The sequence below is a fragment of the Pseudomonas sp. RC4D1 genome (genome assembly GCF_018390395.1).
GTDB classification, from domain to species: Bacteria; Pseudomonadota; Gammaproteobacteria; order Pseudomonadales; family Pseudomonadaceae; genus Aquipseudomonas; species Aquipseudomonas danubii.
Map to the genome: position 1 here is coordinate 2948270 of NZ_JAHBAW010000001.1, position 22923 is coordinate 2971192.

Genomic DNA, 22923 nt, shown 5'->3' on the forward strand with positions numbered 1-22923 from the left:
AGATCGAGGAGGAATGAAGATTCGTTACAGCGCCAATGCCTTGAACGGTTCTCTGCAGTTACCCAACTTCTACGTGGATCTCTGCACAGTTGAAGAGTTGGCTGAACTCGCTGCCATTGGGCATTGGCAAGATCATCCAGAAGAAACCCCGACTCAGATCACCGTCGTTCACCTGCTGGACGTAGACGGCCAAGACTTGGGGGTATTTGAAGTGCGCTGTGAGCAGCGCCCGGTATTCACCGCCAGCCATTTGCGGCAGGCGTGATAGAGACGGTGTCGAGGAGTTGCAGCTCCCCGACACCAACCACCAGCAAAGGAGCAACACATGCATGCGATACATCCAAGCGGTAGCGCGGTAAAGGCTACCACAGCCCCCGATCGTCAGTTGGCCCTGGTAATGGTTGGCCAGGCATTAATTGAGTACCAGGTGCAAAAAACACCAGGTGCCAGGTGCCAGCTGGAAGTCCTAGCAGCTCATGCCAAGCGCCTGGGCGCTTTGTCTGACAGCGATACCACCTTGCTGGCCCAGCTTCTGGCGCGGCCTGTGATCAATCTGACTTTGAACTGAGGCCCCTATGATCATCATCGTTCGTCAATCCACTGGGGCCTACCTTGCCAGGGCAAAGGGCATGGGCACCACCGCGAGTTGTGCAGAGAGTCCTCTACGTGCTGCCAAACGCGTAGCGGCAAAGCTAGATCGTAATCCGGACCTGTTGGAGCAGGTTTCGCATGATCAGGGACAGGGGGTTTACGCCTTCCAGTTACGAGAAGCACAGCCCGTATAGATAGGGCCACGGGCGAGAGCTTTACAGGGCAAGGGGCGGCTAAGGCTGCCCCTTGCACTTTTCGCCGATGGCGTATTGCTACCCGCTACTCAAACTCCCGCCCCGCCAATTCAGGCAACCTCATTCAAGGAGTAGTAAATGAAAAACCTGAACATTACGGAGCTTCGCGGCGAGCTGCAGGGTGCGGCCGCAGTCATGCACATGATTGTTGAGATCTCATGTGCAGGCGTCTCACTGAGCGAAGAAAGCCGTGCTGGCCTGCTAGAAGTCGGCATTGCAGCCATAGGTCGAATTGAAAGCGCGGTTGCCAAGTTAGGCGACTACGATGCCGACAAGGCGCCCAGCTGATCAAATAGCAAGCGCTGCTGCGCCTTAGGTAGTTCGCGGAGTCGGTCAAACAATAAGGAGTCAACCGACTTCGCTGACGGGCTCAACGTGTGCGAGAAGGTCAAATGCGCGACCCAGGAATGACCACAGTGCACGTCCAGACACTGACAATAGAGCTTCCTGAAGTCCGGCGATAGCGCCTCACTGTGCCCTATCCGCCCTTTATGTCCGCACTTACAAATGACTCGCATGCAACCCTCCCCAAGGGCCCTATTTGGGTACTATTTTGCCACAAGATGTAGTGTTTTCAGGGAGATAAGTACGCTGTATCAAGTGGTTTGGGCGCTAGCCGGGGTGTCCTTCCAGGCTATACGCCGGTCCTCCCTCAATCGGTCGTTGAGCTGGTTGAACAGCTGGCAGATCGGCCTAATCTCGTTGCTGGTATAAACCCTGTCGATCTTCTCGATATCCCCGAAACCACCGCTGTTTTCCGGAATGATCCCCGCCAGCGCCGGGTTCATCCGCCAGGCGGCGATGATGTCGTTCCTGGTGATGTTCTTGACCTTCTCCAGTTCGTCCCGGGCCTGAAAGTCGCCGACCGGGATAATCTTGATTGCGTTCTCCTGGCCACCGGGGATGTTCACGAACATTGAACGGAAGTTGCCCACGCCTTTGCTTGCGCTGATCTGTGCGCGTAGATCGTCCTCGTCTTCCTCCGACAGGTTCGGGTCGTTGGTGTAGAAGATGTAACCGGCATGGGCGCCATTGCTGTAGTAGCGCCGGCGGAACAAGGTCGCGGCCTCATTGAGCAGCAGCGCCTGCAGGCCGCCCAAGTAGTCCGGAATCCCGTAAATGTTCTGTTCTACGTCGTAATCTTTGATCTGGATAATCTCGTCCTGGTCGAACTCCTCCTGATGCCCGTTCGGCAGCAGCATCACAAAGCCGCCGTCTACCCGTACCCGCATGTTTATGGCGGGCAAGTGCTCAAGCTCCAGGGCCTGGTCCGCGAAGTTGAAGTGGACCAGGAAGTACGCCTCCCCGAACACCATGTAATCCAGGGCAGCGCACCCCATGGTGTGTGTGCTGCAGCCCGCTGACGGGATGAACTCACGCAGCAACAGGTTTCGCTTGAACTTCGGAATAGCGCCGTGGTGCGCATTGGCCCGCAGCAGCTTGGCCAGGCCGGCGCGCGACACCGGCGGCTTGTACAGTCGCCCGTCGTCTGTTGGGAACACGCCCAGGTATTCCCCGATATTGGCGGTCAGTACCTGTTCCGGCTCTCCGAACGTGAACATGCGCGTGGGCTGTTGGGTTCGTTGTTGAGTGGGCTGGTTCTTTTTGCGTGGTCTGGCCATGTGTTCCGCTCGTTAGATAGCGGCTACGGCGCCGCCTGTTGGTGTTCAAAGGTTCGTTGTAGAGCGCGTGCATGACCGCCCAGGCAACGTCGGCGTGCCCGGTGGCGTCGGTGCGAGATGCGCTGTAGGTCACCTGACCGCTGCCAGTGGTGCCGCGCTTGATCGTGAGGAAGGCCTGGGCAATGTCAGTCCAACCGGCGTCCCATTCGATGCGGCTGCCCTGGATCGTGTCCTGGGCCTTGAGCACCAGGAGGTTTTTCGTCTCCAGGCTGTAGTGGATCGAGACGGCCCGGGGGTAGAAGTCGCGCACCAGGTCAAACACGCCGTAGCCGATGCCGGTGGTGTCGATGCCGATGTGCTGCACGTTGAAGCGCTCGGTAAGTTTCTTGACCTGCTCGGCCTGGTACTTGAAGGACTGGCCCCGCCAACTGTGCTTCTCCAAGATCCGGAACTTGGCCCCGGGCTCCAGCGGTGGTGCGATGACCACGCAAGTGGCGTCGTCGCGGGTGCGGCTTGGGTCGTAGCCGATCCATACCGGGCTGCTGCCATAGGGGCGGTCCGCTTCGGGATCGTAGTCGTCCCACAGCGTCATGTCGGAATAGCAGCGCTCCAGGTCTTTGAGGGAAAACGCGCTCTGCGTGCTGTCGATGAATTTGCACATGAACAGCTGCTGGAATTTGTCCTCGTCATACTCCAGCTGCAGCTGCTCCAGGTTGAACAAATCGCAGCCGCCGGCGAGCGCATCCAGGATGGTGATGATCTTGCGCCAATGCCCATCTGGGCATAGCGCGCCCGCTGCGATCTGGTCGTCACTGGGCCATGGTTTCTTGGCGTCCTTGTGTTTGCCGTTGCGGAATTTCTCACCGGTCCAGAACGGATAAGCCTGATGCGACACCGCGCTGGGCGTCGAGAAATAGGTTTTGCGCCATTTGAAGTGGGTACCCATGGCACTGGCGGTGTTGTTCAGCTTCTCGAAATCGCGGATCCAGAAATATTCATCGACATACACGTGGCCGTGATAGCCCTGGGCGGTCGCCCCGTTTGTACTGAGAAAACGCAGCTCGGCCCAAGGCTTGCCGTTTTTGCTGAGGACTATGGGGTTGCCGGTCAGCTCCAGGCCGAACCACTCTTGAGCAAAGGCGATGATGTAGCTGCGGAATATCTCAGACTGGGCGCGGCTGGCAGACAGAAAGACTTGGTTATCCCCGGACAGAACCGCATCCATGAACGCCTCGCCGGCGAAGTAGTAGGTCAGGCCCACCTGGCGGCTTTTGAGGACGTTCCGGATCCGCATCGTCAGCGGATTCTGTTTGGCCGCGAACAACTCTTTCTGGTAGCCGTACATCTTGGAGATGAACTTATCCAGGAAGTCCACTTCCGTGAGGTCGCTCACGTCGTTCTTGGCCTTTTTCTCCCGCTTCTTGCCGCCACCCTCACCACGGCCGGAACGGTCGCCACGCGATCGCTGGCGGGGTTCCTGGGGCTCGTCCTGGTTGTCGCCGAGCGGGGGCGCCGGCGAGGGCTTCGCGGCTTGCTTCTGCAGGCGTTCCCGGATGGTGGTCAGCCGGTCCAGCTCGTTGAGGTCGTCCTTTGTCAGGCTGGTGGCCTTCTCCAGGAGCAGGGTGATTCGCCGGCTGACGGCGGTCAGCGGTTCTTCATCCGACAGCATGTCTTCCCACCCGCCCTGGCGGATCCAGTAATAGACGATCCGGATGTTGGGCAGGTTGAGCTGTGCCTGAATTTCCTTCGCCTTGCAGCGGCGTAGAAACAGGCGTTTGGCGGCTTCTTTAACTTCGGTCGAGTAGTACATGGGGCCGCAGTCTATGCGGCGATCATCGGCGAAACGCCCGCTAAAAAACCTTGTTTCTCCTATCTTCACGAAATAGGAGAAGGCCGGAAGTAAAGCGATTGGCCGGAGCCGATCGGCTGCCTAAGGTGGCTCTCAACGACCACCACCGAGCGCTTCACCCATGCCCCGATCCCTTGTTTCGTTCTGGAAGCGCGTAGCTGTCAGCGGCCCGACCGCTGATAACCGCGAGATCACAGTTCAGGAGCTGCGCGACTGCGCGGACAGCTACAAGCTGTCGGTTTATACGGCGGTGATCTGGAGCGAACACGAACGCTGGCCGGGCTCCCACGGCACTGTCTATGCCTTGCGTCTCGTAGAAGACGACCCCGAACTGGAGCCTGGCCAGGTGGCCCTGGAAGCGCAGCTCAAACCCAACGACAAGCTGCTGCAGTTGAACGACCAGGGCGAAAAGCTGTTCACCAGCGTGGAGATCACGCCGAACTTTGCCAACTCCGGTCGCTACTACCTCACCGGCCTGGCCGTCACCGACTCGCCGGCCAGCCTGGGCACCCAGGAGCTGTATTTCTCCCGGAGCGCCCGCAAGGGGCACCGCTACGCCCGGACCTCCTACTACGGCAACGCCATGGCCCTGGGCTCGCTGCGCGAAGGCGGCCAGCAACACGGCGAGATCCGCCGCTTCTTTTCCGCCCTGGGCGGCCTTTGCAAGCGCTTCGCCGACATCACCAACCCCGACACCCCCTCACCTGACGAGAACAAACCGATGGATGAAGCAACTGCCAAGGCGCTCAAGGCGCTTTATGAACAATTCGTGATTCTGCTGGCCGGCCTGCAGGCGGTGCTGGAGCCCGTCGTGGAAGACGTGGACACCAGCGACACCCAGGAACAGGTCGATGCCGTGGGCACTGCTGTCCAGGACGTGGTGGACCAGGCCGACGAAGAGCGCGGCGAGTTCAAGAAGAACGGCGGCAAGAACATCAAGGAGCTGAGCACTCGCATGGCCGAGCTGGAACAGACCATGACCAAGATGTTCAACACCCCGGCCAATCGACGTCAGGTGCCACGCACCACCGGCGCCACTGGTAAGCAACGCAGCAAGGGCCTGCGCTAATGGGTGCCCTCTCTCAACGCGCTGCAGCGGAGTACCTGCAGCTCCAGGCAGACCTGGCCGAGGCCTACAACATTGGCGACACCGCGCGTACCTTCGCCGTTGAGCCAACCCACGCCCAGGAACTGAACGACCAGATCACCGAGCGCGTGGACTTCCTCGGCCGAATCAACGTCGTGCCTGTCAGTGAAATCAAGGGCGAAAAGGTACTGCTGGGCCTGAACGGGCCGGCCACCAGCCGCACCGACACCGACAAGAAGGATCGCGAGCCGCGCAGCCTTCTGGACCTCAAGAACAACATGTACGAGCTGTTTCACACTGAAACGGACGTTGCCTTGAAGTTCGCCACCATCGACGCCTGGTCGAAGTTCCCCGACTTTGCACAGCGCTACCTGGCGGCGGTCCAGAAGCGGATCGCACTGGACCGCATCCTAACGGGTTGGCATGGCATCACCGCAGCCCAGCAGACGGATCTGGCCAAGTACCCGATGCTCCAGGACGTGAACAAAGGCTGGCTGCAGATCGCCCGCGAGCAGATCCCGGAACAGATGCTTTCCACCGGCGACCCTGCCAAGAAAATCATGCTGGGCAAGGGCGGCGACTACGCCAACCTCGACTCGGCGGTGCATGACGTCAAGCAGATGATCGATCCGGTCTACCGTGACGAGGGCGACCTGGTGGCCATCATCGGTTCGGACCTGCTGGCCCACGACAAGGGCAAGCTGTACGCGGCCCAGGGCCAGACCCCGACCGAGAAAGAACGCATTGAAGATGCCCAGGTGATCGCCACCTATGGCGGCCTGCCGTCTTTCCTGATTCCGTTCTTCCCGTCCAAAGGCATCGTGGTCACCTCCTGGGACAACCTGTCTATTTACTTCCAGGACACCAGCTGGCGCCGCCACTTGTTGGAGAACCCGAAGCGCTCCCGCGTCGAGGACTACAACGGGCGAAACGAAGGCTATGTGATCGAACAGCTCGGCAAGTTCGCCAGTTTGGAATCCGACTCTGTGGGGCTCGTGTAATGAGCCTGGCCCTGGAGCACAAGCGGCGCATCCTCGCCGAAGGCGTGGCGGCAGTGGTGAACACTACAGCCGCCGCAGCCTTGCACTATTCGCCCGCCGAGGCCCTGAGCAGCCCAGCGAACGCCCGCAAGCACCTGGCGCTGATGGAAGCGGCCCTGGAGCAGGACCTGGAGCGCCTGAGCGCGATTCAGGGCCTGGCCACCCGCCAGGATCTCAAACGCCGCGAGCTGCTGCCCAAATACCAGGAGTACGTCCAGCGCTACATCGAGTCCGACCAGGTCTTTGCCAATCGCGTGCTGGTCCAGGTGATCGTCTGGCTGTTCGATACCGCCCAGTTCGAGGACGGCCTGGAGCTGGCAGATATCGCGATCGCCCAGGGCCAGCAGATGCCCGAGCGCTTCAAGCGCCGGGACATCCAGACCTTTGTCGCGGACGCGGTCTGTGAATGGGCCTACGACGAGTACAAGGCCAACCGCAGCCCTGAGCCCTATCTGTCCGATCTGCTGCCCCGCGTGGATGGCGAATGGCAGCTGACGGAGCAGATCCCGGCCAAGTTCCACAAGTTGATCGGCATCCGCGCCCAGGAGGCCAAGGAGTGGGCCACCGCCCTGCAGCACCTGGAGCGAGCCCAACAGCTGTATTCCAAGGTCGGCGTGGACACCCGGATCGAGAACTGCCGCAAGGCCCTGCGCAAGCAAGAGGCCGCCACCGGCGCCCAGTAACCAACGACTACCCCCCCAGCGGGAACCCGTGAGACGAGTCAGCCATTTATGGCTCGCCCCGTTGAAACGGTGTTTCCCGCCCTATTAAAAAGCCTCGCATTCAGGGAATACGAGGCTTTGAGAGGCGATAGCCATGAATTCAGCGCAAGAAGCTCTCCAAAACTTCCTCATTACTTCTCTCTCCCTCCGGAAAAGTAACGGTGATTTTAAGTTCTCCTCCTTCGCGTTGGATGTTGTGGCGCAGTGTACGAACGTACTGATCAAGAAATTTTGCCTTTTCAGCAATTGCAGTTGGAGAGCTTTCGAGCAATTCCGCCAAGTTCTCCAAGCTCGTTGCGTGGGCATCATCCAGCTTTTTCTGCCGAACCTTGCGACCTTTTTCTATCTGTTGAAGACGGTCATTGAGTGTAGAACTAAGGCTGCGTTTCGGCCTATCCAAGCTACCCGTCATGTTCTCTCTCGCCTTGTTGATATTCAGGTGAGTGTATGAGCTTTTCCGGGAAACCCACCACTTTTGTGGACCTGACGATCGAGAACGACGGCTTTTGGCCGGACCTTTCGCTGTCGGAGTTCCAGAAGGAACAGCGCCTGCCGGCGGAGTACCTGGTGGAGCTGCTGACCGACACCCTGACAATGGCCATGGTCGAGGTGAACGACGACCTGGCCAAGTGCAAGGCCCGCTGGCAAGCCGTCGGCATCACCAACGTGGAAACCGCGGACCCTCTGCTGCTGCCTGAGCGAGCCTTCAAGGCCAAGCTCTACAAGCGCGCTGTGTACAACCGCGCCAAGGCCCAGGCATTGCCCCAGTTCGCCACGGTGACCCGCCGCGAAAGCGCCGAGAACACCGGCAAGGAAGCCCCGGAGCGGGCGGAAACCTTCCTCGCTTTCAGCCAGCAGGCCGTGCGCGCCCTGCAGGGCCGTGGCCGCATCACGGCGGCCTTGCTATGAACAAGCTGCGCGCTCTGACCAGATATCTGATCAGCCTCAATCTGGTGCTGCCCGAGCAGATCGATAGCTGGGCCGAGCAGGTCAACCTGGATCTGATCTGGAAGCCAGGCATCCAGGGTCTGCATATGGGCGATATGCGTTACCGCGCGGTGATCGTGATCGATCGATTCGCTGATAACCCTGCGCTACTTATGGCCTTGCTGGGTGGCTGGCTGGAATCCAACGATCCCGACCGGGACGACGATCTGCCGGCGCCGACGTTTGCGGTCGATCAGATCACCCCTGACCTGGCCGACTTGGAGCTGACCCTGGAGTTCATCGAGCCCCAGCACTTGGCTGAAGACCCTAACGGTTCTATCGACGCTTTCGGCAAGAAGTGGGGCCTGGTGGACTTTGAGCTGTGGACTGCAGAACAGGGCGAGGTCCGCAGCCATGGCGCGTAGCACCTTCGAACTGGACGCCCGGGGCTACCTGGGCGTGCGCGAGCAGTTGGCATTGCTCAGTCTGCCGCCGCAGCTGCGCCGGCGGCTGCTGAACAACGTTTCCAAGCGCGTGCGGACCATGTCCCGCAAGCGCATTCGCGAACAGCAGAACCTGGACGGCTCGCCATTTGCCCCTCGGCGCAACCCCGAGAAGGGTAAAAAGAAGATGGAGGCCGGCCTGGGCAAGCTGCTGCAGGTGACCCGGGTGAGCCCGGATGAAGCCCGCCTGGGCTGGCGCAACGGGCTCACCAGTTGGGTGGCCGCCCAGCAGCACAACGGCGCATCGGAGCGCCGCACCGCCGCGCAAATGCGCCGCTGGAACAAAGTCCCGGAAGGTCTGGCATCGACTGACAAGCAGGCCAAGCGCCTGCGCCGGTTGGGCTTCAAGGTTCGTAAGGCGGGCAAAAAGGGCCTGTCCCGGCCGCCCGTGACCTGGATTCAGGAGCACGTCGGGTACGCCCAGGCGGGCCTGCTGATCCGCATTCTTTCCGACGAAAAAGCCGAAAGCACTGGTGCCCAGAGCTGGGAAATCACCCTGCCTAAGCGCCAGTTCCTGGGCGTCAGCAGCGAACGGGACACCAGCCTGCTGGTGAACCAGGTGCTGCAACAAATCCTCAACTCTCCCCGCTAACGAGGCACAGCATGGCACTCGGCAAAGTCAGCGTTCATAACCTCAACCTCGGCCAGGGTGCCGTGACCGAGATCGAGCGCTATTTCCTGATCATTGGCCCCGGCGCAAAGAACGTCGGCCAGTTGATCCCCCTGAACACCGACAGCGACCTGGACGCGCAGTTGGGCATTCCCCCCAACGATCTGAAAACCCAGATCACCGCCGCACGCCAGAACGGTGGCGATCGCTGGGCCTGTGTGGCTGCGCCGATCGCTGCAGACGGCGACTGGACCGCCGCCCTGGAAAAGGCCCAGCAGCAAGGCTTCTCTGTCGAATGCGTGGTGATCACCAAGCCTGTGGCCACCGCCGCCGAACTGTCGGCCATGCATGACGCGGCCGAAGCGATCGCCAACACCTACGGGCGCCGGTTGTTCGTGATGGCTGCTGCAGTCGGCCCCACCGTCCAGCAGACCTGGAACGACTACCTGGGCGAGCGCAAGGCGCTGACCAAGGACTTACTGGCCCCGCGTGTCCTGATCGTTCCGCAGCTGCATGGCAATGACCTGGGCGTGCTGGCCGGCCGCTTGGCCAACGCGGCGGTGAGCATCGCCGATAGCCCCATGCGTGTGGCCACTGGCGCCCTGATGGGCCTGGGCGAGACGCCCCAGGACAAGGAGGGCATCCCACTGCCGAGCGCCATCCTGGCCGAGCTGGACAAGGCCCGTTACTCAGTGCCGCAGACCTACCCGGACTACCCGGGCGTGTACTGGGGCGACGGCAACATGCTGGACGCGCCGGCGAGCGACTACCAGGTGATCGAGTACCTGCGCCTGGCCGACAAAGCCGCCCGCCAGGTCCGGCCGCTGCTGATTCGCCGGGTCGCCGATCGGCGCCTCAACAACTCGCCGGCGAGCATGGCCGCCGCTGTCAGCGCCTTCATGAAGCCCCTGCGCGCCATGGCCAAGTCCACCACCTTTGCCGGCCAAGTGTTCCCCGGTGAGATCGAATCGCCCAAGGACGGCGACGTGGTCCTGGTCTGGAAGACCAAAACCCGCGTGGAGCTGTTCCTGAAGATCAAGCCCCTCAACTGCCCGAAAGACCTCACGGCGAACATCGCCCTGGACCTTTCCAACGACGATTAGGAGTAACCCCCCATGTCCCGTATTGGCGGCAAGAACTTCGACATTGCCCTGGGGGATCTCCAGGCACACGTCGAGAGCTGCACCCTGGATATCACCGACAACACCGCCGTCGCGCAGTCCCGAGGCGTGCCTGATGGCCACGTCGATGGCGATGTGGCGGCCAGCGGTGAATTCGAGTTCGACAGCAACAACTTCAACCTGCTGATCGAGGCCGCCCGCACTGCCGGCAGCTTTCGCCAGCTGGAGCCCTTCGACGTGGTGTTTTTCGCCCAGGCGGGCCAGGAAGAACTGCGCATCGAGGCCTTCGGCTGCAAGTTGAAGGTGTCCAGCTTGCTCAGTGTTGACCCAAAGGGCGGCGAGAAGACCAAACACAAGGTGCCGTTCGACGTCACCAGTCCGGACTTCATTCGCGTCAACGGCGTGCCGTATCTGGCCGCTGCCGAGATCGAGGGCCTGCGCTGATGGTCTGCCCGTTCGATCGCGCCCAGGCGCTGGAGCTGCGTCTGCGGGAACAAGCGATCGCCGCCCATCTCGCCACGCTGCAACCGACCGGGCCGAGCCGCACCCACTGCCAGGACTGTGACGAACCCATTCCGGAGGACCGCCGGGCTCTGGGCGGCAAGACCCGCTGCACACCCTGCCAATCCATCTTTGAGCGAGAACAACGCCGATGACCACCAACCGCTGGCCGAACTTCTCGGCCAAGGAGCTGCGCTGCAAGTGCGGCAAGTGCAACAGCGACGGCAGCGAGATGCAGCCCGAGTTCATGGATCGCCTGCAGCAGCTGCGTAACCAGTACGCCAAGCCCATGGCCCTGAGCAGTGGCTACCGCTGCCGCCGGCACCCCGAGGAAGCCAGGAAGGCCGAACCGGGCGAGCACAACATGGGGCTGGCCGTCGATGTGGCTGTGCGCGGCCCTGACGCGCTGAAGCTGCTGCAGCTCGCCCTGGGCCTGGGCTTTACCCGAATCGGCGTGAGCCAGAAGGGCAACAGCCGTTTCTTGCACCTGGGCCTGGCTCCGATCGGCGGACGCCTCCCGAGCCCTGCACTGTGGAGTTACTGACATGAACCGCCTGCTGATTTGTGCCGCTTTCGGCGCCGTTGTCCTAGTCGGGTGTGCGCTGAGCGATTCACGCGCCGTGGTTGCGCGCAGCGCTTCCACCCTGGTGGCCACCTACTGCAAAGCGCCGATGCCGGCCCGGGTGCTGCTGCGCGAGCAGATCGCCCAGGACACCGCGCCGAACCGGGTCCGCGTGGAGTGCGCCGCCGATGCCCTTTGAAAGTGACCTGGAGCTGCGACACCGCCCAGGGCACACGCGCTGGGAGGTGATCCGGGTGCTGCAGTACCGCACCAAGGACGGCCGCTTGATCAACGTCCCGGTGGGCTACCTGTCGGACCTGGCCAGCGTGCCACACCTGGCCCGGCGCATCGTGGACCCGCAGACGCCGGCGGCGCGCCGGCCGTCAGTGGTGCATGACCGGATCTACACCCACGAAACCCACCGATTCACCAAGGCCGAGGCCGATCGGATCTTCTACGACGCCCTGCGTGAAGAAGGCATGAACACCGCCTTGGCCTGGCTGATGTACCAGGCCGTCCGGATCGGCGGCCGTGGCACCTGGAGCGCCTGACATGGAAATTCTGGAGAGACTGATGGCCTTGTTGCCTGAACTGCTGTTGACCGCCGTGATCGGCTTCCAGGCCTTCCTGTTTCGCCAGGTCAGTGAGGCCCGACGCGAGCACCTGGAGCTGCGCGTGGAGATCGCCAAGAACTACCCGCAACACAACGACATCGAGCGCGCCATGGACAAGCTGGAAAGCAGCCTGCGCGCCCAACTGGACACCCACTTTTCAACCCTTAGCCAAAGGATACGCACCCCATGAGCATCAATAGCCGCGAGATCACCCTGGAAGTCGGCGACAAGGAATTCAGCTTCAGCCTGTCGCCCCAGGACGTGACCAAGTACTTCAACGCCTTGACCGCGACCAACAAGGTGGCGCCGTCGTTCAACCTGCTGAGCACCACCGTCAACCAGGAGCAGCGGGCAGGGCTGCGCGAGCTGCTGGCCAACCCGGTGTTGACCATGCAGATCGCCGGCGCGCTCCTGGAGGAGTACGCCCCAGACGTTGAAATCCTCGTAAAAAAGCCCTCGAACACGCTGACCGCCTGACCGAGGACGGCCTGGGCCAGCTGATGGCCCTCACCAACCGCTGGCTGCCTGGCGCTGAACCCACGGTCGAGAACATGGGGACTGCGCAGTGGCTTGAGAACGAGCACTGGAGACGCATGGAGATTGCCGTGGCCAACGGCATTGCCCATGCGTTGAACGGATAACTGAGCATGGCTGACCGCGCCGCCCGCCTGGACTTCATCCTGGCCCTGACCGACAAGATCACTGCGCCCCTGGGCAAGGTGAAAATGGGCTTTTCGGACCTTGCCGAGCAAACCGAGAAGAACAACAAGACCATGGCCATGGGCCTGGGCGGGATCACTGGCGCCTTCATCGGGATCAACCAGTCGCTGCAGCCCGCCCTGGAGATGAACCGTGCCCTGGGCGAGGTTCGTTCCCTTGGCGTAGCTGAAGATGCGCTGACCTCACTCAACCAAAAGGCCTTGGAGTTCTCCGTGGCCTACGGCGAGAACGCCCGGGACTTTGTCGCCTCGGCGTACAGCATCGAGGGCGCCATTAAGGGCCTGTCCGGCAGCCAGCTGGCGACCTTTACCAACACCAGCAATATGTTGGCCAAGGCCACCAAATCGGACGCCGACACCATGGGCGCCTACGTGGGCACCATGTACAACCTGTTCAAGGGCCAGGCCGACGCCATGGGCAAGGCGGAGTGGGTCGAGAAGCTGGGCGGCCAGACCGCCCTGGCGGTGCAGCTGTTTCGCACAGATGGCGCTCAGCTCAAGGACGCGTTCAAGGAGGTGGGAGCGATCGCCACCGCCGGCGGCGTGGACATTGCCGAGCAGTTCGCGGTGATCGGTTCGCTGAGCAGCACCATGGAAGGCGGCGATGCCGGCGGCCGGTACAAGGCATTTTTCGAGAACATCGGCGCCGCGTCGGACAAGCTCGGGCTCAAGTTCACCGACCAGCAGGGCCGTGTGCTGCCCATGCTGCAGGTCATGGAAAAGCTGCAGGGCAAGCTGGGCGACTTAACCAGCGCCTCGGCCGGCACCAAGCTGTTGGAGGCCTTCGGCGGCGAAGGTGCCCAGGTGATCGGCGCACTGGCCAAGGACACCGATCGACTGCGCCAGGGCCTGGATAAGCTGGGCAAAGTCCGCGGGCTTGAGGATGCCGAGAAGATGGCCCAGGCCATGGTCGATCCCTGGCAGCAGTTCGCGGCCGCTGTCGAGGCGTTGCGGATCGCCTTCGGCCAGGCGTTGATCCCGATCCTAACCCCGCTCATGGCCAAGCTCACCGGCATTGCCGGCAAGCTGACCCGCTGGACTCAACTGTTCCCGAACATCACCCGCGTGATCGGGCTCACCACCCTGGGCGTGCTGGCCATTATCGCGACCATGTCCTTGCTGACGTTCACGGTCGGTGCCTGCCGCTCGGCCTGGCTGGCCATCGTGACCATCTGGAAAGTGGTTCAACTGATCAACCTGCGCACCATCGCCGGGTTCCTCCTGCAGGCTGCGGTGATCGCTGTCTACGTGGCGGGCCTGATGGTGCTCTATACCACCATGGGCATCATCCGTGTGGCCATGATGCTGTGGCAGGGCGTGATCTGGCTGGTCAACGTGGCGTTGACCGCAAACCCGATTGGCGTAGTGGTGATGGGCATTGCCGCCCTGGTCGCGATCGTGATCGCTGCCGTCTACTACTGGGACGAATGGACCGGCGCCCTGATGAACACCGAGGCCTTCAAGTGGGTGCTGGAGAAGCTGCAGGCGCTGTCGGCCTGGTTCGACTCCATGGGCGGCTGGTCCGGTATGGCCAAGGGCGCCTGGGACGCGATCGTGGGCGTGTTCTACAAGGCCATCAACAGCTTGATCGAGATGATCAACAAGATCCCCGGCGTGAACATCGAGGCCCGCCTGGGCAACATGCCGCAGATCCCCGGCGTCGAGCAGGCCACCACTGCCGCCGACGTCGCCAGCGCCGCGCAGAAGGCGCAACAGACCATCAGCGCGGCCATCCCCTCGATTGCTCCCACGCGGCCGAACGCGGTGCCGCCTGGCGGCCTGCTGACCAGCATTCAGAACACCAGCAACCAGAACAAAGGAACCCATGTGGAGAACGTGAACATCCACACCGGCAAGGCCATGACCCCGTTGGAACTGGAAAACATGATGGGCATGGCGGTGTCCGGATGAGCGAATACATAGACCTTTGGATCGTCGACAACGACCTGGTACTGGACCCGTCCCGTCAGCCGCTGCTGATCGCCGATCGGGCCAGCATCGCCCAGGACATCGCTCACATGATCCGCGACAGCGGCCTGCTGGTGACCCTGGTGGCCGAGCGTGACCGCCTGAAGCAACGCGACTGCATCCAGCGGCTGGAGCTGCTGGTGGAGGCCGACGAACGCCTGGTGCCCGGTACGGCACAGATCACCCAGCTGCAGCCGGGCCAGTACCTGGTCACGGCCAAAACCCTGAAATTCGGTGACATAGAGGTGACCCTGTGAGCGACGTGGATTTCAAGCAGGCGCTGAGTGATGCCGGCATTCCGACCACCGAGGCCGGCCTGCGCCAGGCCTGGGAGAAGGAGGTGGCCGCCCAGGGCGCCAAACTGAGCAATACCGGGGCTTACTCGCCGTTCTGGCGCGTAGTCACCGCCCTGGTGACCAAACCGGTGCTGTGGCTGCTGGACTTCGTCGTCCAGTCGGTCCTGCCGAACTTCTTTGTGAAGACCGCCGGCGGCAAGTGGTTGGATATGCTGGCCTGGGCCGTGAACGTCGAGCGCAAGGGCGCCACCAGGGCCAAGGGCAAAATCCTGTTCACCCGAGCCAATACCGCCGGCACCCTGGAGCTGCCGGTGGGTCTCCTGGTGCAGTCGCCACCGATCAATGGCCACGTCTACCAACTGCGCACCACCGAGGCCGTGGCCTTCGCCGATGGCCAGCTGCAGATGAGCGTGCCGATCGAGGCGGAAGCCACCGGCAGCGGTTACAACCTGGCCCCGGGTTACTACGCCATCCTGCCGGAACCCATTGCTGGCATCGTCCAGGTGATCAACACCGAGAGCTGGCTGGAATCACCAGGTGCAGATCCAGAGCCCGACGATCAGTTGCGTCTGCGGGTCCGCAACCAGTTCTCGGCGGTCAACCAGTGGCACACCGACGCGGTCTATCGAGCCATGATCTCGACCTTTCCAGGTGTGCGGCCGGACGGTGTCTATTTCGAGCATGGCGCCCCGCGTGGACCGGGTAGCGCCAATGCCTACGTGCTGTTTGAAGCTGGTGTGCCGGCGGCCTCGTACCTAGACCAGATCAACGCTCATATCCGCGACCAGGGCAACCATGGCCATGGCGACGACCTGGTGGCGATGGCCATGCCTGAAAAGGAGGTCAGCTTTTCGCTCGTGGTCGTGGCCAGAGCCAACACCAGCGCCGAACGCTTGGCGGAGCTGCAGAAAGAGATCGATTTGTTCGTGCGTGCTGCCTTCCGTGAAAGCACGTCCCGCGACTACAAGCCGACCCTGACTTATCCACAGTCGCGGTTCAGTTTCAGTCGGCTGACTGAGGAACTGCATCACCAATTCGTTGACGTCGAGTCGCTGCGCTTCTCTGCCCGGGTTGACCTGATCAGCGGCCTTAACATCCCTCGAATCAGAACCCTGCAGGTGTCGGTGGAATGATCAAGCTCAAGCTGCCTTTCTGGCTCGCCGGCACCGAGCTTTCCAAGCTGATGGCCGCTGCCCAGCGCTGGTGGGAAACCGCCAGCGGCTGGCTGATGTGGCCCTATGACCAGCTCGACCCCGACACCTGCCACCTGCGCGTCCTGGAGCTGTGGGCCTGGCAACGCGACGTGACGCGCTTTGTCGGTGAGCCCGAGAGCCTTTTCCGGCTCCGGGTGAAATACGCCTTTATCAACGCCGTGGACGCCGGCAGCACCGCCGGTATGAAACGCATCCTGCAGCGCCTCGGGGTTGGCTATATCGAGATCGAGGAACGCCAACCCGGGCGCGACTGGGACGTGGTCCTGCTGCGGCTTTCCGACTCCCAGCTGTCAGTCAATGCAGACCTGCTGCGCGTCCTGGTGCAGCAGTACGGCCGGACCTGCCGGCGCTACGACTTCGAAAGCGTGACATCGGTGACGCTGCAGGTCGCTGTACTTGATTTCAACGACGACCAGCAAACGCTGGTTGCCTCTCTGTAGGAGATACCCATGGGGGCCACTATCACCCTGGCGGGCGAAAACCTGATTGCGCAAAAACAAGGTGCGCAGCAGATCCTCACCGCCACCCGTTTCATCCTGGCCAATGTGCCCGGGCTCGACCCTGAACAGCCTGTCGATCGTGCTGCCGGCAAACCGCCGGCGGCACAGATCGTTGGCACCTTCGACGTGACCCAGGCCGGCTACGTAAACCCCAACCAGGTCGTCTACAGCGTGATGCTGGGCAGCGATATCGGGGACTTTGACTGGAACTGGATTGGCCTGGAGTCGGCCGATGGCGTGCTGCTGATGGTGGCCCATGTGCCCATGCAGCAGAAACGCCGGAACCAGTTGCCCCTGCAGGTCGGCAACAACGTCACCCGCAACTTCCTACTGGTGTTCGACGGCGCCAAGGCCCTGACCGGCGTCACCGTGGACGCCAGCACCTGGCAGCACGACTTCACTGCCCGACTGTTTGGCATCGATGAGCGCGAGCGCCTGGCCAATCGGGACGTCTTCGGCCGCGCCTGTTTCTTCGGTTCTGCGCTGTCATTAAAGCGTGTGGGTACAAGCCTGCAGCTTGCACCAGGTATTGCCTACATTGAGGGAATCCGGATTGAACAAAGGGGCATGGCGGAGTTTGAACTGCCTTCCGTGCCGACGACCTTCTGGCTGGATGTATCCCTACAACGCCACATGGGCGACGTGATCGCCGGTTGGAACATCGTTCAAAACCCACTGAGCACGTCCGATTACACCGACGCCGCTGGTGTGCGCCGCTACCTATTTCTGATCGCTACGTTGCTGGCTGACAAGACCCTTGTGGACAACCGCACTGTGGAGCCAATCGACGGGCCACTGGTGAGGCACTTTGCCGCCCGAGTGGGTGACTACGAAAAGCTGCGCGCCCGGGCCACCACCAAGGAAGACGTGGGGCTGGGCAACTTGCCCAACGCCAAAAGCGACGACCCGAACACGAACAGCAGCGAGGTCCTAGCGACGACCAAGTGCGTGAACAACGCCAAGACCGATGTGATGGTGCCCCTGGTTGGCCAGGTCAGCATGTTTGCCCGAGAGATGGCCCCGGCCGGGTGGCTTAAAGCCAACGGTGCGGCAGTGTCTCGTGTGACCTATGCCGCACTGTTTGCGGCGATCGGCACCCGTTTCGGCGCCGGCGATTGGGTTAACACGTTCAACATCCCGGACCTGCGCGGCGAGTTCATCCGAGGTTGGGACGATGGGCGTGGCCTGGACCCAGGCCGGGATCTGGGAGGGGTTCAAGGCGGCCAAAACGCGCTCCACACCCACACCGCGAGAACTGACCTTGCCGGGGACCACACTCACGGTGCGAGCAGCGACTGGGCGGGCGAACACACCCACACCTTCACAAAGTCCGCGGGCTCGAACAACAGCCCCGGCGGCTACGTGACCACCGCCAACGGCGGCGGCTCGCTCCACACCACCAACCCCGCCGGCGGGCACTCCCACGCCATAACCATTCAAGGCGCACCCGCGCACAGCCACGCGGTGACCGTGGACGCATCCGGCGGCAACGAAACCCGGCCGCGCAACGTCGCGTTGCTCGCCTGTATCAAATACTGAGGGTGATCATGAGCAAGACCGTTTATCAAACCGATCAGTACGGGATCTATACCGGGCCGATCACAGCAGACGAATCCCCCCTGGAGCCAGGCGTCTGGCTGATTCCTGGCGGCTGCGTCGAGGTTGAACCACCTGCACCAGGTGAACACCAGGTGCCCCACTGGAATGGCAAACGCTGGCAGTTGGTGCGGTCCTTCCAGGGGCTGACGGCGTACAACACGGCCACCGGCGAGCCGATGCAGATCCAGCAGGTGGGCGAGCTGCCGCCTGGTTACACACTGAGCGTTCCAGGGCCCGGCCAGGTCTGGCGCGATGGTGATTGGGTGGACGACACCCCGGCCTTGCTCAAGCGCCGGCACGCCGAACGCACCCTGCAGGTGAACGCTGCGTGCGAAGCCGCGATCACCGGGGGCTTCTGGTCCAGTGCGTTGGGTGCCCCTCACCAGTACAGCAGCCAGCTGGATGATCAACTGAACCTGACCGGGGTCATTCTCGCCGGCCTCGACACACTCTATGCCTGCCGCGACCAGGCCGGCGCCAAGGAGTTTCGGGCGCACACCGCCGAGCAGATCCGAAAGGTGGGTGATGACTTTACCGTGTTCAAGCTGCAGCCACTGCAGCGCGCCAACGCGCTCAAGCAACGGCTGGACCAGGCCCTGGCCAGCGGTGACCTGGTCGCGCTTGAGGCGGTGACCTGGGAGAGCGCAGAGCTATGAACTGGACACCTGTCACCATGCGCTGGCCAGAGCAGGCCACCCGCTGGATGGGTGACCTGTCAGCCGCCAAGGAGCTGGCCGGCGGCGAGCTGGCCAGCACCGCCGAACGCCTGGCGGGACTGGATGGCATGGCCAGCACCAACCCCGGGCCGGTCGGTGCTGCAGCTGAACAGGCGATCGCCGCCGGCAGAGCTGCCCTCACCAGCCAGATGGGCCAAGCGCCGGCTTGCCTGGCCGTGACGCCGTTTCAAAGCGGCGTGGGCACTGGGCGGGGGAATCAGCTCTACCTGTCGGCCCCCAACCTGCTGCAGCAACTGGCCCTCAAGCTGGGCGACAGCACCGACAGCGGCCTGCCGATCGGCCAGCACTACGCGCTGTCGGTGCTGTTCCTCGGCACGCGCTATGAGCAGTTGGCCAAGACTCTGGCGCGCTTCAACGCGCTGCTGCCGATCCCCGACCTGGTGCGCGCTGAGCGCCGCGCCGATCACCTGGCCAAGCTGGAGACGGAAAAGTGGGTGATGCCCACGGCCGGCACCCTGCCGCGCTGGGCGGATCTGCCCCTGGAGCGCTGCACCCTGATCAAGGCGGCCAAGCAATCCATGGCGGGCCAGATCGCCGTCCTGGAAGGCTACGCGGCCGACAGCTCGCCTATGGGTGACCTGGCGGCCCTGGCCAAGCGCAAGGCCGCACAGCAGAAAGGCCGCGATCAGCAGTTGGACGACCTGAAGGCCCTGCTGGCCGGCGGCAATGCCGACCACAGCATGCGCGCTCGGTTGCTTGGTCCCGGTGGCCCGGGCGACCTGCGGCGGGCCTTGCTGGAAGGCGAGGCACCGGGGCATGAGTGGGTGCTATGTGCCGGGGTGCTGCTGGTGGGCTCGCTGGAGGGCCTGAGTTTCGTTCGTGAACTGGTGGGCCTATGACGCTGCTACTCGATGGCCAGCAGGTGCTGGGCAAACGTATGAAAGTCACCGCTAACCTACGGATCGAAAGCGACGATCTGTCAGGCCAGACCAGCAACACCGACACCGCCCACAAGGGCTTCAAGCCCAAGACGCTGACGGTTTCCCTGATGATCCCCTACGTCAACCAGGGCCAGCTGCGCGACCTGATGCGCCTGGCCGAGGCCACCGCCGGCGGCGGGCGTCTCAAGCTGTACCGGATCGTCAACGACACAGCCGCCGCCTTCGGCATCCGCGAGGTGCAATTCTCCGAAGGTGTGAGCGCCCGCGAGGACGATTCGCTGGCCGCCTGGCTGGTGCAGTTCACGCTGTCCGAAAAGCTGTCGAACCCGGAGAAAGTCGAGAAGCGCCGCGCCGGCAATGGCGTCAGCGCGCAATCGGCGCCCGGGCAAGGCGTGGGAGGCGAAGGCGGCGGCGAGGCTGGCCAGGAGCTGACCGGCTTTGAATCCGTCCTAAAAAGGGTGGATGACTACCTGGGGGGCAAATCGTGAAACTGCACAAGGTGCTGACCATCGGCGGCAAGCCTTACGACCTGGTCAAGGACGAGGTACGGCTGGATGCCAAGAGCCCGGGCCGCGCCACCTTCACCGTCCAGGCCGGGGCGCCGGTCAAAGGTCTGGTGACGTTCGATATCGGTTACAACGAGCGCACGCTGCAGCGTCACTTCATCGGCTACGTGGAGCGATCGACCGCGGTCAACGGCCAGCAGCAGATCCTGGTCTGTCGCGAATTGGCGGCGATCCTGGCCAACCCCCTGCCGCTGAACCTGCGGCACGTCGACCTGCGGGGCGTCCTGGCGGCGATCGGCAGCAAGACCGGGCTGCGCTTCCGGGTGCCGGAAAAGCCCTATGCCCAGACCAAGGTCCCGTTCTTCTACAGTCTGGCCAGCGGTTACTTGGCCATGGACAGCCTGGCCCAGGTGTTCAGCATCCCCGACTTTATCTGGCAGCAGCAGGGCGACGGCGAGGTGTTCGTGGGCAGTTGGGTGGATAGCTTCTTCGGCACCCGCGCACCGCTGCAACTGCCCGTCGAGCTGTTCGACGGTTACCAGGGCAATCAGAGCGCCATGATCGCGGTTCTTCCAGGACTGCGCCCGGGCGCCACCTTCAACCAGGGCGAGCGGGTCACCAGCGTGACGCTCGCCGGCAATCAGATGGCCATCAAATGGAAGACGCAATCCGCCGCAGCGTAGAGCGGCAGTTCCCCGAACTCACCGGTGGTTACCACCTGCCACGCTTCGGCCGTGTGGTCGCGGTGCCGGATGCGCCGGCGGCGCCCGGGCTGTGCGACGACTTCCGGCCGCGCTATGGCGTGGACGTCCAGGTACTGCTGCCCGATGGCGAGCCCGACCCGGATCTGCCGATCCTGGCCGGCCTGCCGCTGCCGGCGCCCATGGGCGGCCAAGAGGCCGGCCTGTTTGGCTTCCCCGAGGAAAACACTACGGTGGTGGTGTGCTTCGCCTATGGACTGCCGCACAAGCCGTTTATCCAGCAGATCCTGCCGCATGGCCTGAGCCTGCCCCGGGTGCCGAAAGGTGATCAGGTGTGGCAGCACAGCGAGGCCTGCCAGCAGCGGGTCGATGCCGACGGCAACTGGCTGCGCCAGACCGATGGAAAGATCCAGGACAAGGCGATCGAGCGCGAGGTGGAAGCCCTGGACAACGCCGAGCGCTTCCAGAATCACACCAGGACGGTGGACGACCATTCGACCGAGTCAGTGGGAGGGATCAAGAAGATCGAGGCCATGGGAGCACTCAAGCTGCTTTCCGGCGGGTCCGCCAGCCTGGCGGCCGTGGATGACCTGCACCAGGCCACCGGCCGCGACTTGAACCTGGTGGTGGGGCAGAAGCTTAATGCCATGGTGGGTGGCGATATGGAAGAAAGGATTGAGGGACTGCGCAAGAGCGTGGCCGGGGCCCGCCTGCAGATGATCGCACCCAAAAATCACATAGGGTCAGAGGCGGTAAATATTTTCAGAGTCCTGTGCGATACCCTCGACCTAATTGAACTGATGGCTGAAAAAATTGCTAGCCATGTTCACGGATCAACACCCGTTCCGTCGACATCAGTCGCATTTACTGCAGATGCAGCTACAGCTGCTTTTTTATCAGCAACTTTGAAGGCTGTTACGGATTAGTTTTTTGCGCCTGCTTGACCATAATCTCTTTTAGATCTTGATGGAAAAATTCATTCAGCGCTGCAAGTACTGGCGCTCGAACTCGGGCATTAATGATATTAAGATATCCATAAAGGTGGTCTTTGAGGCTATCATTCAGAAAAAAGCGCATTTCAAAAAAAAGATAATCTTGAGTTATTTGTGCAGTCTTCATTAGTTGCGATGATAGATTGTCATTTTCGAGTATGCGCTTAATGGAATTGTATTCGGCAAATAAGTCAATTATATCCGCACGTCTAACTCTTTGGTCTCTTAAGTCCGTCAATTTCTGCAGGTGAGATTGCGCTATATCGATGCCGAGATCTTGAAAGACATCTCCCAAGCTCCATGCCTCCATAGCATGGTGGAGATTTGAGAAGTACATTTCTTGCCAGTGCATTCGGACGATCGCCTTATGTGTATCCTCCTCTAGCTCTCTGAAAATTTCATCGAAACTGCTACCCAAGCTACTCATTTTTGTAGTGAATTTATTTGTTTCTTTGAGCCCCTGCCGTTTGCTTCCGGAAAACTCACCGCAAGTTACGCACATGCTATCAATAAGGTATCTGCACTCTTTTATCAAAACTGCTTGCCTCTCAGACTCCTTGCTTTTCCTGTATTGGAATACTGCAAATACGAACGCACCAGCTGTAGCAAATTGTGCAATTGCATTTATTATATCGATTAACTTCATATTCCAGAAATCAGCTGGGAAAGGATCTTTCACATAAAGAGCACTTGCCAATATAGCCAATACTGTCAGCACTGCAACAAGATCTGCGCAGATGGGCGAATCTGTAAGTTTCTTAAAGTTTTTCTTTTCAAAAAACATAATCTTTCCGTGATGTTTTTCAG

At 61.7% G+C, this 22923-nt stretch carries 33 protein-coding genes; 28 read left to right on the forward strand and 5 right to left on the reverse strand.

The window, feature by feature from the left end:
* Window positions 1-13: 13 nt before the first annotated feature.
* From KHO49_RS13645 to KHO49_RS13655, 3 genes are all read left to right on the forward strand, one after another.
* A complete protein-coding gene (locus KHO49_RS13645; protein WP_213665133.1) occupies window positions 14-265 on the forward strand; it encodes a hypothetical protein in 252 nt (83 codons plus the stop codon).
* Between the two features lie 60 nt (window positions 266-325).
* Entirely contained in the window at window positions 326-568 is a 243-nt protein-coding gene (locus KHO49_RS13650; RefSeq protein WP_213665134.1) for a hypothetical protein, read from the forward strand.
* Between the two features lie 355 nt (window positions 569-923).
* Complete coding sequence (locus KHO49_RS13655) at window positions 924-1133, forward strand: hypothetical protein (RefSeq protein WP_213665135.1); 210 nt, start codon at window positions 924-926, stop codon at window positions 1131-1133.
* Here the strand turns inward: KHO49_RS13655 and KHO49_RS13660 are convergent.
* From KHO49_RS13660 to KHO49_RS13670, 3 genes are all read right to left on the reverse strand, one after another.
* Window positions 1106-1363, reverse strand: coding sequence for an Ogr/Delta-like zinc finger protein (locus KHO49_RS13660; RefSeq protein ID WP_213665136.1), 258 nt, complete (start codon window positions 1361-1363; stop codon window positions 1106-1108). The genes KHO49_RS13655 and KHO49_RS13660 overlap by 28 nt on opposite strands.
* Before the next feature lie 78 nt (window positions 1364-1441).
* Window positions 1442-2308: a phage portal protein gene (locus tag KHO49_RS13665; protein ID WP_213665137.1), complete on the reverse strand. Its 867-nt coding sequence runs from the start codon at window positions 2306-2308 to the stop codon at window positions 1442-1444.
* On the reverse strand, window positions 2220-4277 hold the full coding sequence (locus KHO49_RS13670; protein WP_213665138.1) for a terminase large subunit domain-containing protein: 2058 nt from the start codon (window positions 4275-4277) through the stop codon (window positions 2220-2222). The genes KHO49_RS13665 and KHO49_RS13670 overlap by 89 nt, the downstream gene beginning before the upstream one ends.
* A 160-nt stretch (window positions 4278-4437) precedes the next feature.
* Here KHO49_RS13670 and KHO49_RS13675 point away from each other — a divergent pair, with 160 nt between their 5' ends.
* Genes KHO49_RS13675 through gpM form a run of 3 tightly spaced genes read left to right on the forward strand, consistent with a single transcriptional unit; the run spans window position 4438 to window position 7126 of the window.
* Complete coding sequence (locus KHO49_RS13675) at window positions 4438-5385, forward strand: GPO family capsid scaffolding protein (RefSeq protein ID WP_213665139.1); 948 nt, start codon at window positions 4438-4440, stop codon at window positions 5383-5385.
* Complete coding sequence (locus KHO49_RS13680; protein ID WP_213665140.1) at window positions 5385-6404, forward strand: phage major capsid protein, P2 family; 1020 nt, start codon at window positions 5385-5387, stop codon at window positions 6402-6404. Before KHO49_RS13675 ends, KHO49_RS13680 begins: the two co-directional genes overlap by 1 nt.
* Window positions 6404-7126, forward strand: coding sequence for a phage terminase small subunit (gpM, locus tag KHO49_RS13685; RefSeq protein WP_213665141.1), 723 nt, complete (start codon window positions 6404-6406; stop codon window positions 7124-7126). Before KHO49_RS13680 ends, gpM begins: the two co-directional genes overlap by 1 nt.
* 139 nt (window positions 7127-7265) lie before the next feature.
* Here gpM and KHO49_RS13690 read toward each other — a convergent pair whose 3' ends face one another.
* Window positions 7266-7577 (reverse strand): hypothetical protein, encoded by a 312-nt coding sequence (locus tag KHO49_RS13690; protein WP_213665142.1) that lies wholly within the window; start codon window positions 7575-7577, stop codon window positions 7266-7268.
* 35 nt (window positions 7578-7612) lie between these two features.
* Between KHO49_RS13690 and KHO49_RS13695 the strand changes: the two genes are divergently transcribed.
* The 22 genes from KHO49_RS13695 to KHO49_RS13800 are packed head-to-tail and all read left to right on the forward strand — an operon-like array spanning window position 7613 to window position 22050.
* On the forward strand, window positions 7613-8074 hold the full coding sequence (locus KHO49_RS13695; RefSeq protein ID WP_213665143.1) for a head completion/stabilization protein: 462 nt from the start codon (window positions 7613-7615) through the stop codon (window positions 8072-8074).
* Window positions 8071-8517, forward strand: coding sequence for a phage tail protein (locus tag KHO49_RS13700; protein WP_213665144.1), 447 nt, complete (start codon window positions 8071-8073; stop codon window positions 8515-8517). The genes KHO49_RS13695 and KHO49_RS13700 overlap by 4 nt, the downstream gene beginning before the upstream one ends.
* Entirely contained in the window at window positions 8507-9187 is a 681-nt protein-coding gene (locus KHO49_RS13705; RefSeq protein ID WP_213665145.1) for a phage virion morphogenesis family protein, read from the forward strand. Before KHO49_RS13700 ends, KHO49_RS13705 begins: the two co-directional genes overlap by 11 nt.
* An 11-nt stretch (window positions 9188-9198) precedes the next feature.
* A complete protein-coding gene (locus KHO49_RS13710; RefSeq protein ID WP_213665146.1) occupies window positions 9199-10308 on the forward strand; it encodes a DUF2586 domain-containing protein in 1110 nt (369 codons plus the stop codon).
* A gap of 12 nt (window positions 10309-10320) precedes the next feature.
* The gene (locus KHO49_RS13715) at window positions 10321-10770 is read left to right on the forward strand and encodes a phage protein (RefSeq protein WP_213665147.1); all 450 of its coding nucleotides are present in this window, start codon (window positions 10321-10323) and stop codon (window positions 10768-10770) included.
* Window positions 10770-10982 (forward strand): TraR/DksA family transcriptional regulator, encoded by a 213-nt coding sequence (locus KHO49_RS13720; protein WP_213665148.1) that lies wholly within the window; start codon window positions 10770-10772, stop codon window positions 10980-10982. Before KHO49_RS13715 ends, KHO49_RS13720 begins: the two co-directional genes overlap by 1 nt.
* Window positions 10979-11371: a D-Ala-D-Ala carboxypeptidase family metallohydrolase gene (locus KHO49_RS13725; RefSeq protein ID WP_213665149.1), complete on the forward strand. Its 393-nt coding sequence runs from the start codon at window positions 10979-10981 to the stop codon at window positions 11369-11371. The genes KHO49_RS13720 and KHO49_RS13725 overlap by 4 nt, the downstream gene beginning before the upstream one ends.
* Before the next feature lies 1 nt (window position 11372).
* Window positions 11373-11588, forward strand: a complete 216-nt coding sequence (locus KHO49_RS13730) for a hypothetical protein (RefSeq protein ID WP_213665150.1) — start codon at window positions 11373-11375, stop codon at window positions 11586-11588.
* Window positions 11578-11940: a DUF1353 domain-containing protein gene (locus KHO49_RS13735; RefSeq protein ID WP_213665151.1), complete on the forward strand. Its 363-nt coding sequence runs from the start codon at window positions 11578-11580 to the stop codon at window positions 11938-11940. Before KHO49_RS13730 ends, KHO49_RS13735 begins: the two co-directional genes overlap by 11 nt.
* A gap of 22 nt (window positions 11941-11962) precedes the next feature.
* Window positions 11963-12193, forward strand: a complete 231-nt coding sequence (locus KHO49_RS13740; protein ID WP_232513214.1) for a hypothetical protein — start codon at window positions 11963-11965, stop codon at window positions 12191-12193.
* Window positions 12190-12480: a putative phage tail assembly chaperone gene (locus KHO49_RS13745; RefSeq protein ID WP_213665153.1), complete on the forward strand. Its 291-nt coding sequence runs from the start codon at window positions 12190-12192 to the stop codon at window positions 12478-12480. Before KHO49_RS13740 ends, KHO49_RS13745 begins: the two co-directional genes overlap by 4 nt.
* Before the next feature lie 23 nt (window positions 12481-12503).
* The gene (locus KHO49_RS13750; RefSeq protein WP_213665154.1) at window positions 12504-12644 is read left to right on the forward strand and encodes a DUF6890 family protein; all 141 of its coding nucleotides are present in this window, start codon (window positions 12504-12506) and stop codon (window positions 12642-12644) included.
* Window positions 12645-12650: 6 nt separating this feature from the next.
* A complete protein-coding gene (locus KHO49_RS13755) occupies window positions 12651-14633 on the forward strand; it encodes a phage tail tape measure protein (protein ID WP_213665155.1) in 1983 nt (660 codons plus the stop codon).
* Window positions 14630-14947 (forward strand): DUF2590 family protein, encoded by a 318-nt coding sequence (locus tag KHO49_RS13760; protein WP_213665156.1) that lies wholly within the window; start codon window positions 14630-14632, stop codon window positions 14945-14947. The genes KHO49_RS13755 and KHO49_RS13760 overlap by 4 nt, the downstream gene beginning before the upstream one ends.
* The gene (locus KHO49_RS13765) at window positions 14944-16119 is read left to right on the forward strand and encodes a baseplate J/gp47 family protein (RefSeq protein WP_213665157.1); all 1176 of its coding nucleotides are present in this window, start codon (window positions 14944-14946) and stop codon (window positions 16117-16119) included. The genes KHO49_RS13760 and KHO49_RS13765 overlap by 4 nt, the downstream gene beginning before the upstream one ends.
* Complete coding sequence (locus tag KHO49_RS13770; RefSeq protein WP_213665158.1) at window positions 16116-16640, forward strand: phage tail protein; 525 nt, start codon at window positions 16116-16118, stop codon at window positions 16638-16640. The genes KHO49_RS13765 and KHO49_RS13770 overlap by 4 nt, the downstream gene beginning before the upstream one ends.
* 9 nt (window positions 16641-16649) lie before the next feature.
* Window positions 16650-18239 (forward strand): phage tail-collar fiber domain-containing protein, encoded by a 1590-nt coding sequence (locus tag KHO49_RS13775; RefSeq protein ID WP_213665159.1) that lies wholly within the window; start codon window positions 16650-16652, stop codon window positions 18237-18239.
* A gap of 8 nt (window positions 18240-18247) precedes the next feature.
* Window positions 18248-18955 carry a DUF4376 domain-containing protein gene (locus KHO49_RS13780; RefSeq protein WP_213665160.1) on the forward strand — a complete coding sequence of 236 codons (708 nt, stop codon included), beginning with the start codon at window positions 18248-18250 and terminating at the stop codon, window positions 18953-18955.
* Window positions 18952-19875 (forward strand): hypothetical protein, encoded by a 924-nt coding sequence (locus tag KHO49_RS13785; RefSeq protein WP_213665161.1) that lies wholly within the window; start codon window positions 18952-18954, stop codon window positions 19873-19875. Before KHO49_RS13780 ends, KHO49_RS13785 begins: the two co-directional genes overlap by 4 nt.
* Window positions 19872-20405 carry a baseplate complex protein gene (locus KHO49_RS13790; protein ID WP_103741808.1) on the forward strand — a complete coding sequence of 178 codons (534 nt, stop codon included), beginning with the start codon at window positions 19872-19874 and terminating at the stop codon, window positions 20403-20405. The genes KHO49_RS13785 and KHO49_RS13790 overlap by 4 nt, the downstream gene beginning before the upstream one ends.
* The gene (locus KHO49_RS13795) at window positions 20402-21106 is read left to right on the forward strand and encodes a hypothetical protein (protein WP_213665162.1); all 705 of its coding nucleotides are present in this window, start codon (window positions 20402-20404) and stop codon (window positions 21104-21106) included. The genes KHO49_RS13790 and KHO49_RS13795 overlap by 4 nt, the downstream gene beginning before the upstream one ends.
* Entirely contained in the window at window positions 21079-22050 is a 972-nt protein-coding gene (locus KHO49_RS13800; RefSeq protein ID WP_213665163.1) for a hypothetical protein, read from the forward strand. Before KHO49_RS13795 ends, KHO49_RS13800 begins: the two co-directional genes overlap by 28 nt.
* Here KHO49_RS13800 and KHO49_RS13805 read toward each other — a convergent pair.
* Complete coding sequence (locus tag KHO49_RS13805) at window positions 22040-22900, reverse strand: hypothetical protein (protein ID WP_213665164.1); 861 nt, start codon at window positions 22898-22900, stop codon at window positions 22040-22042. The genes KHO49_RS13800 and KHO49_RS13805 overlap by 11 nt on opposite strands.
* Window positions 22901-22923 lie beyond the last annotated feature (23 nt).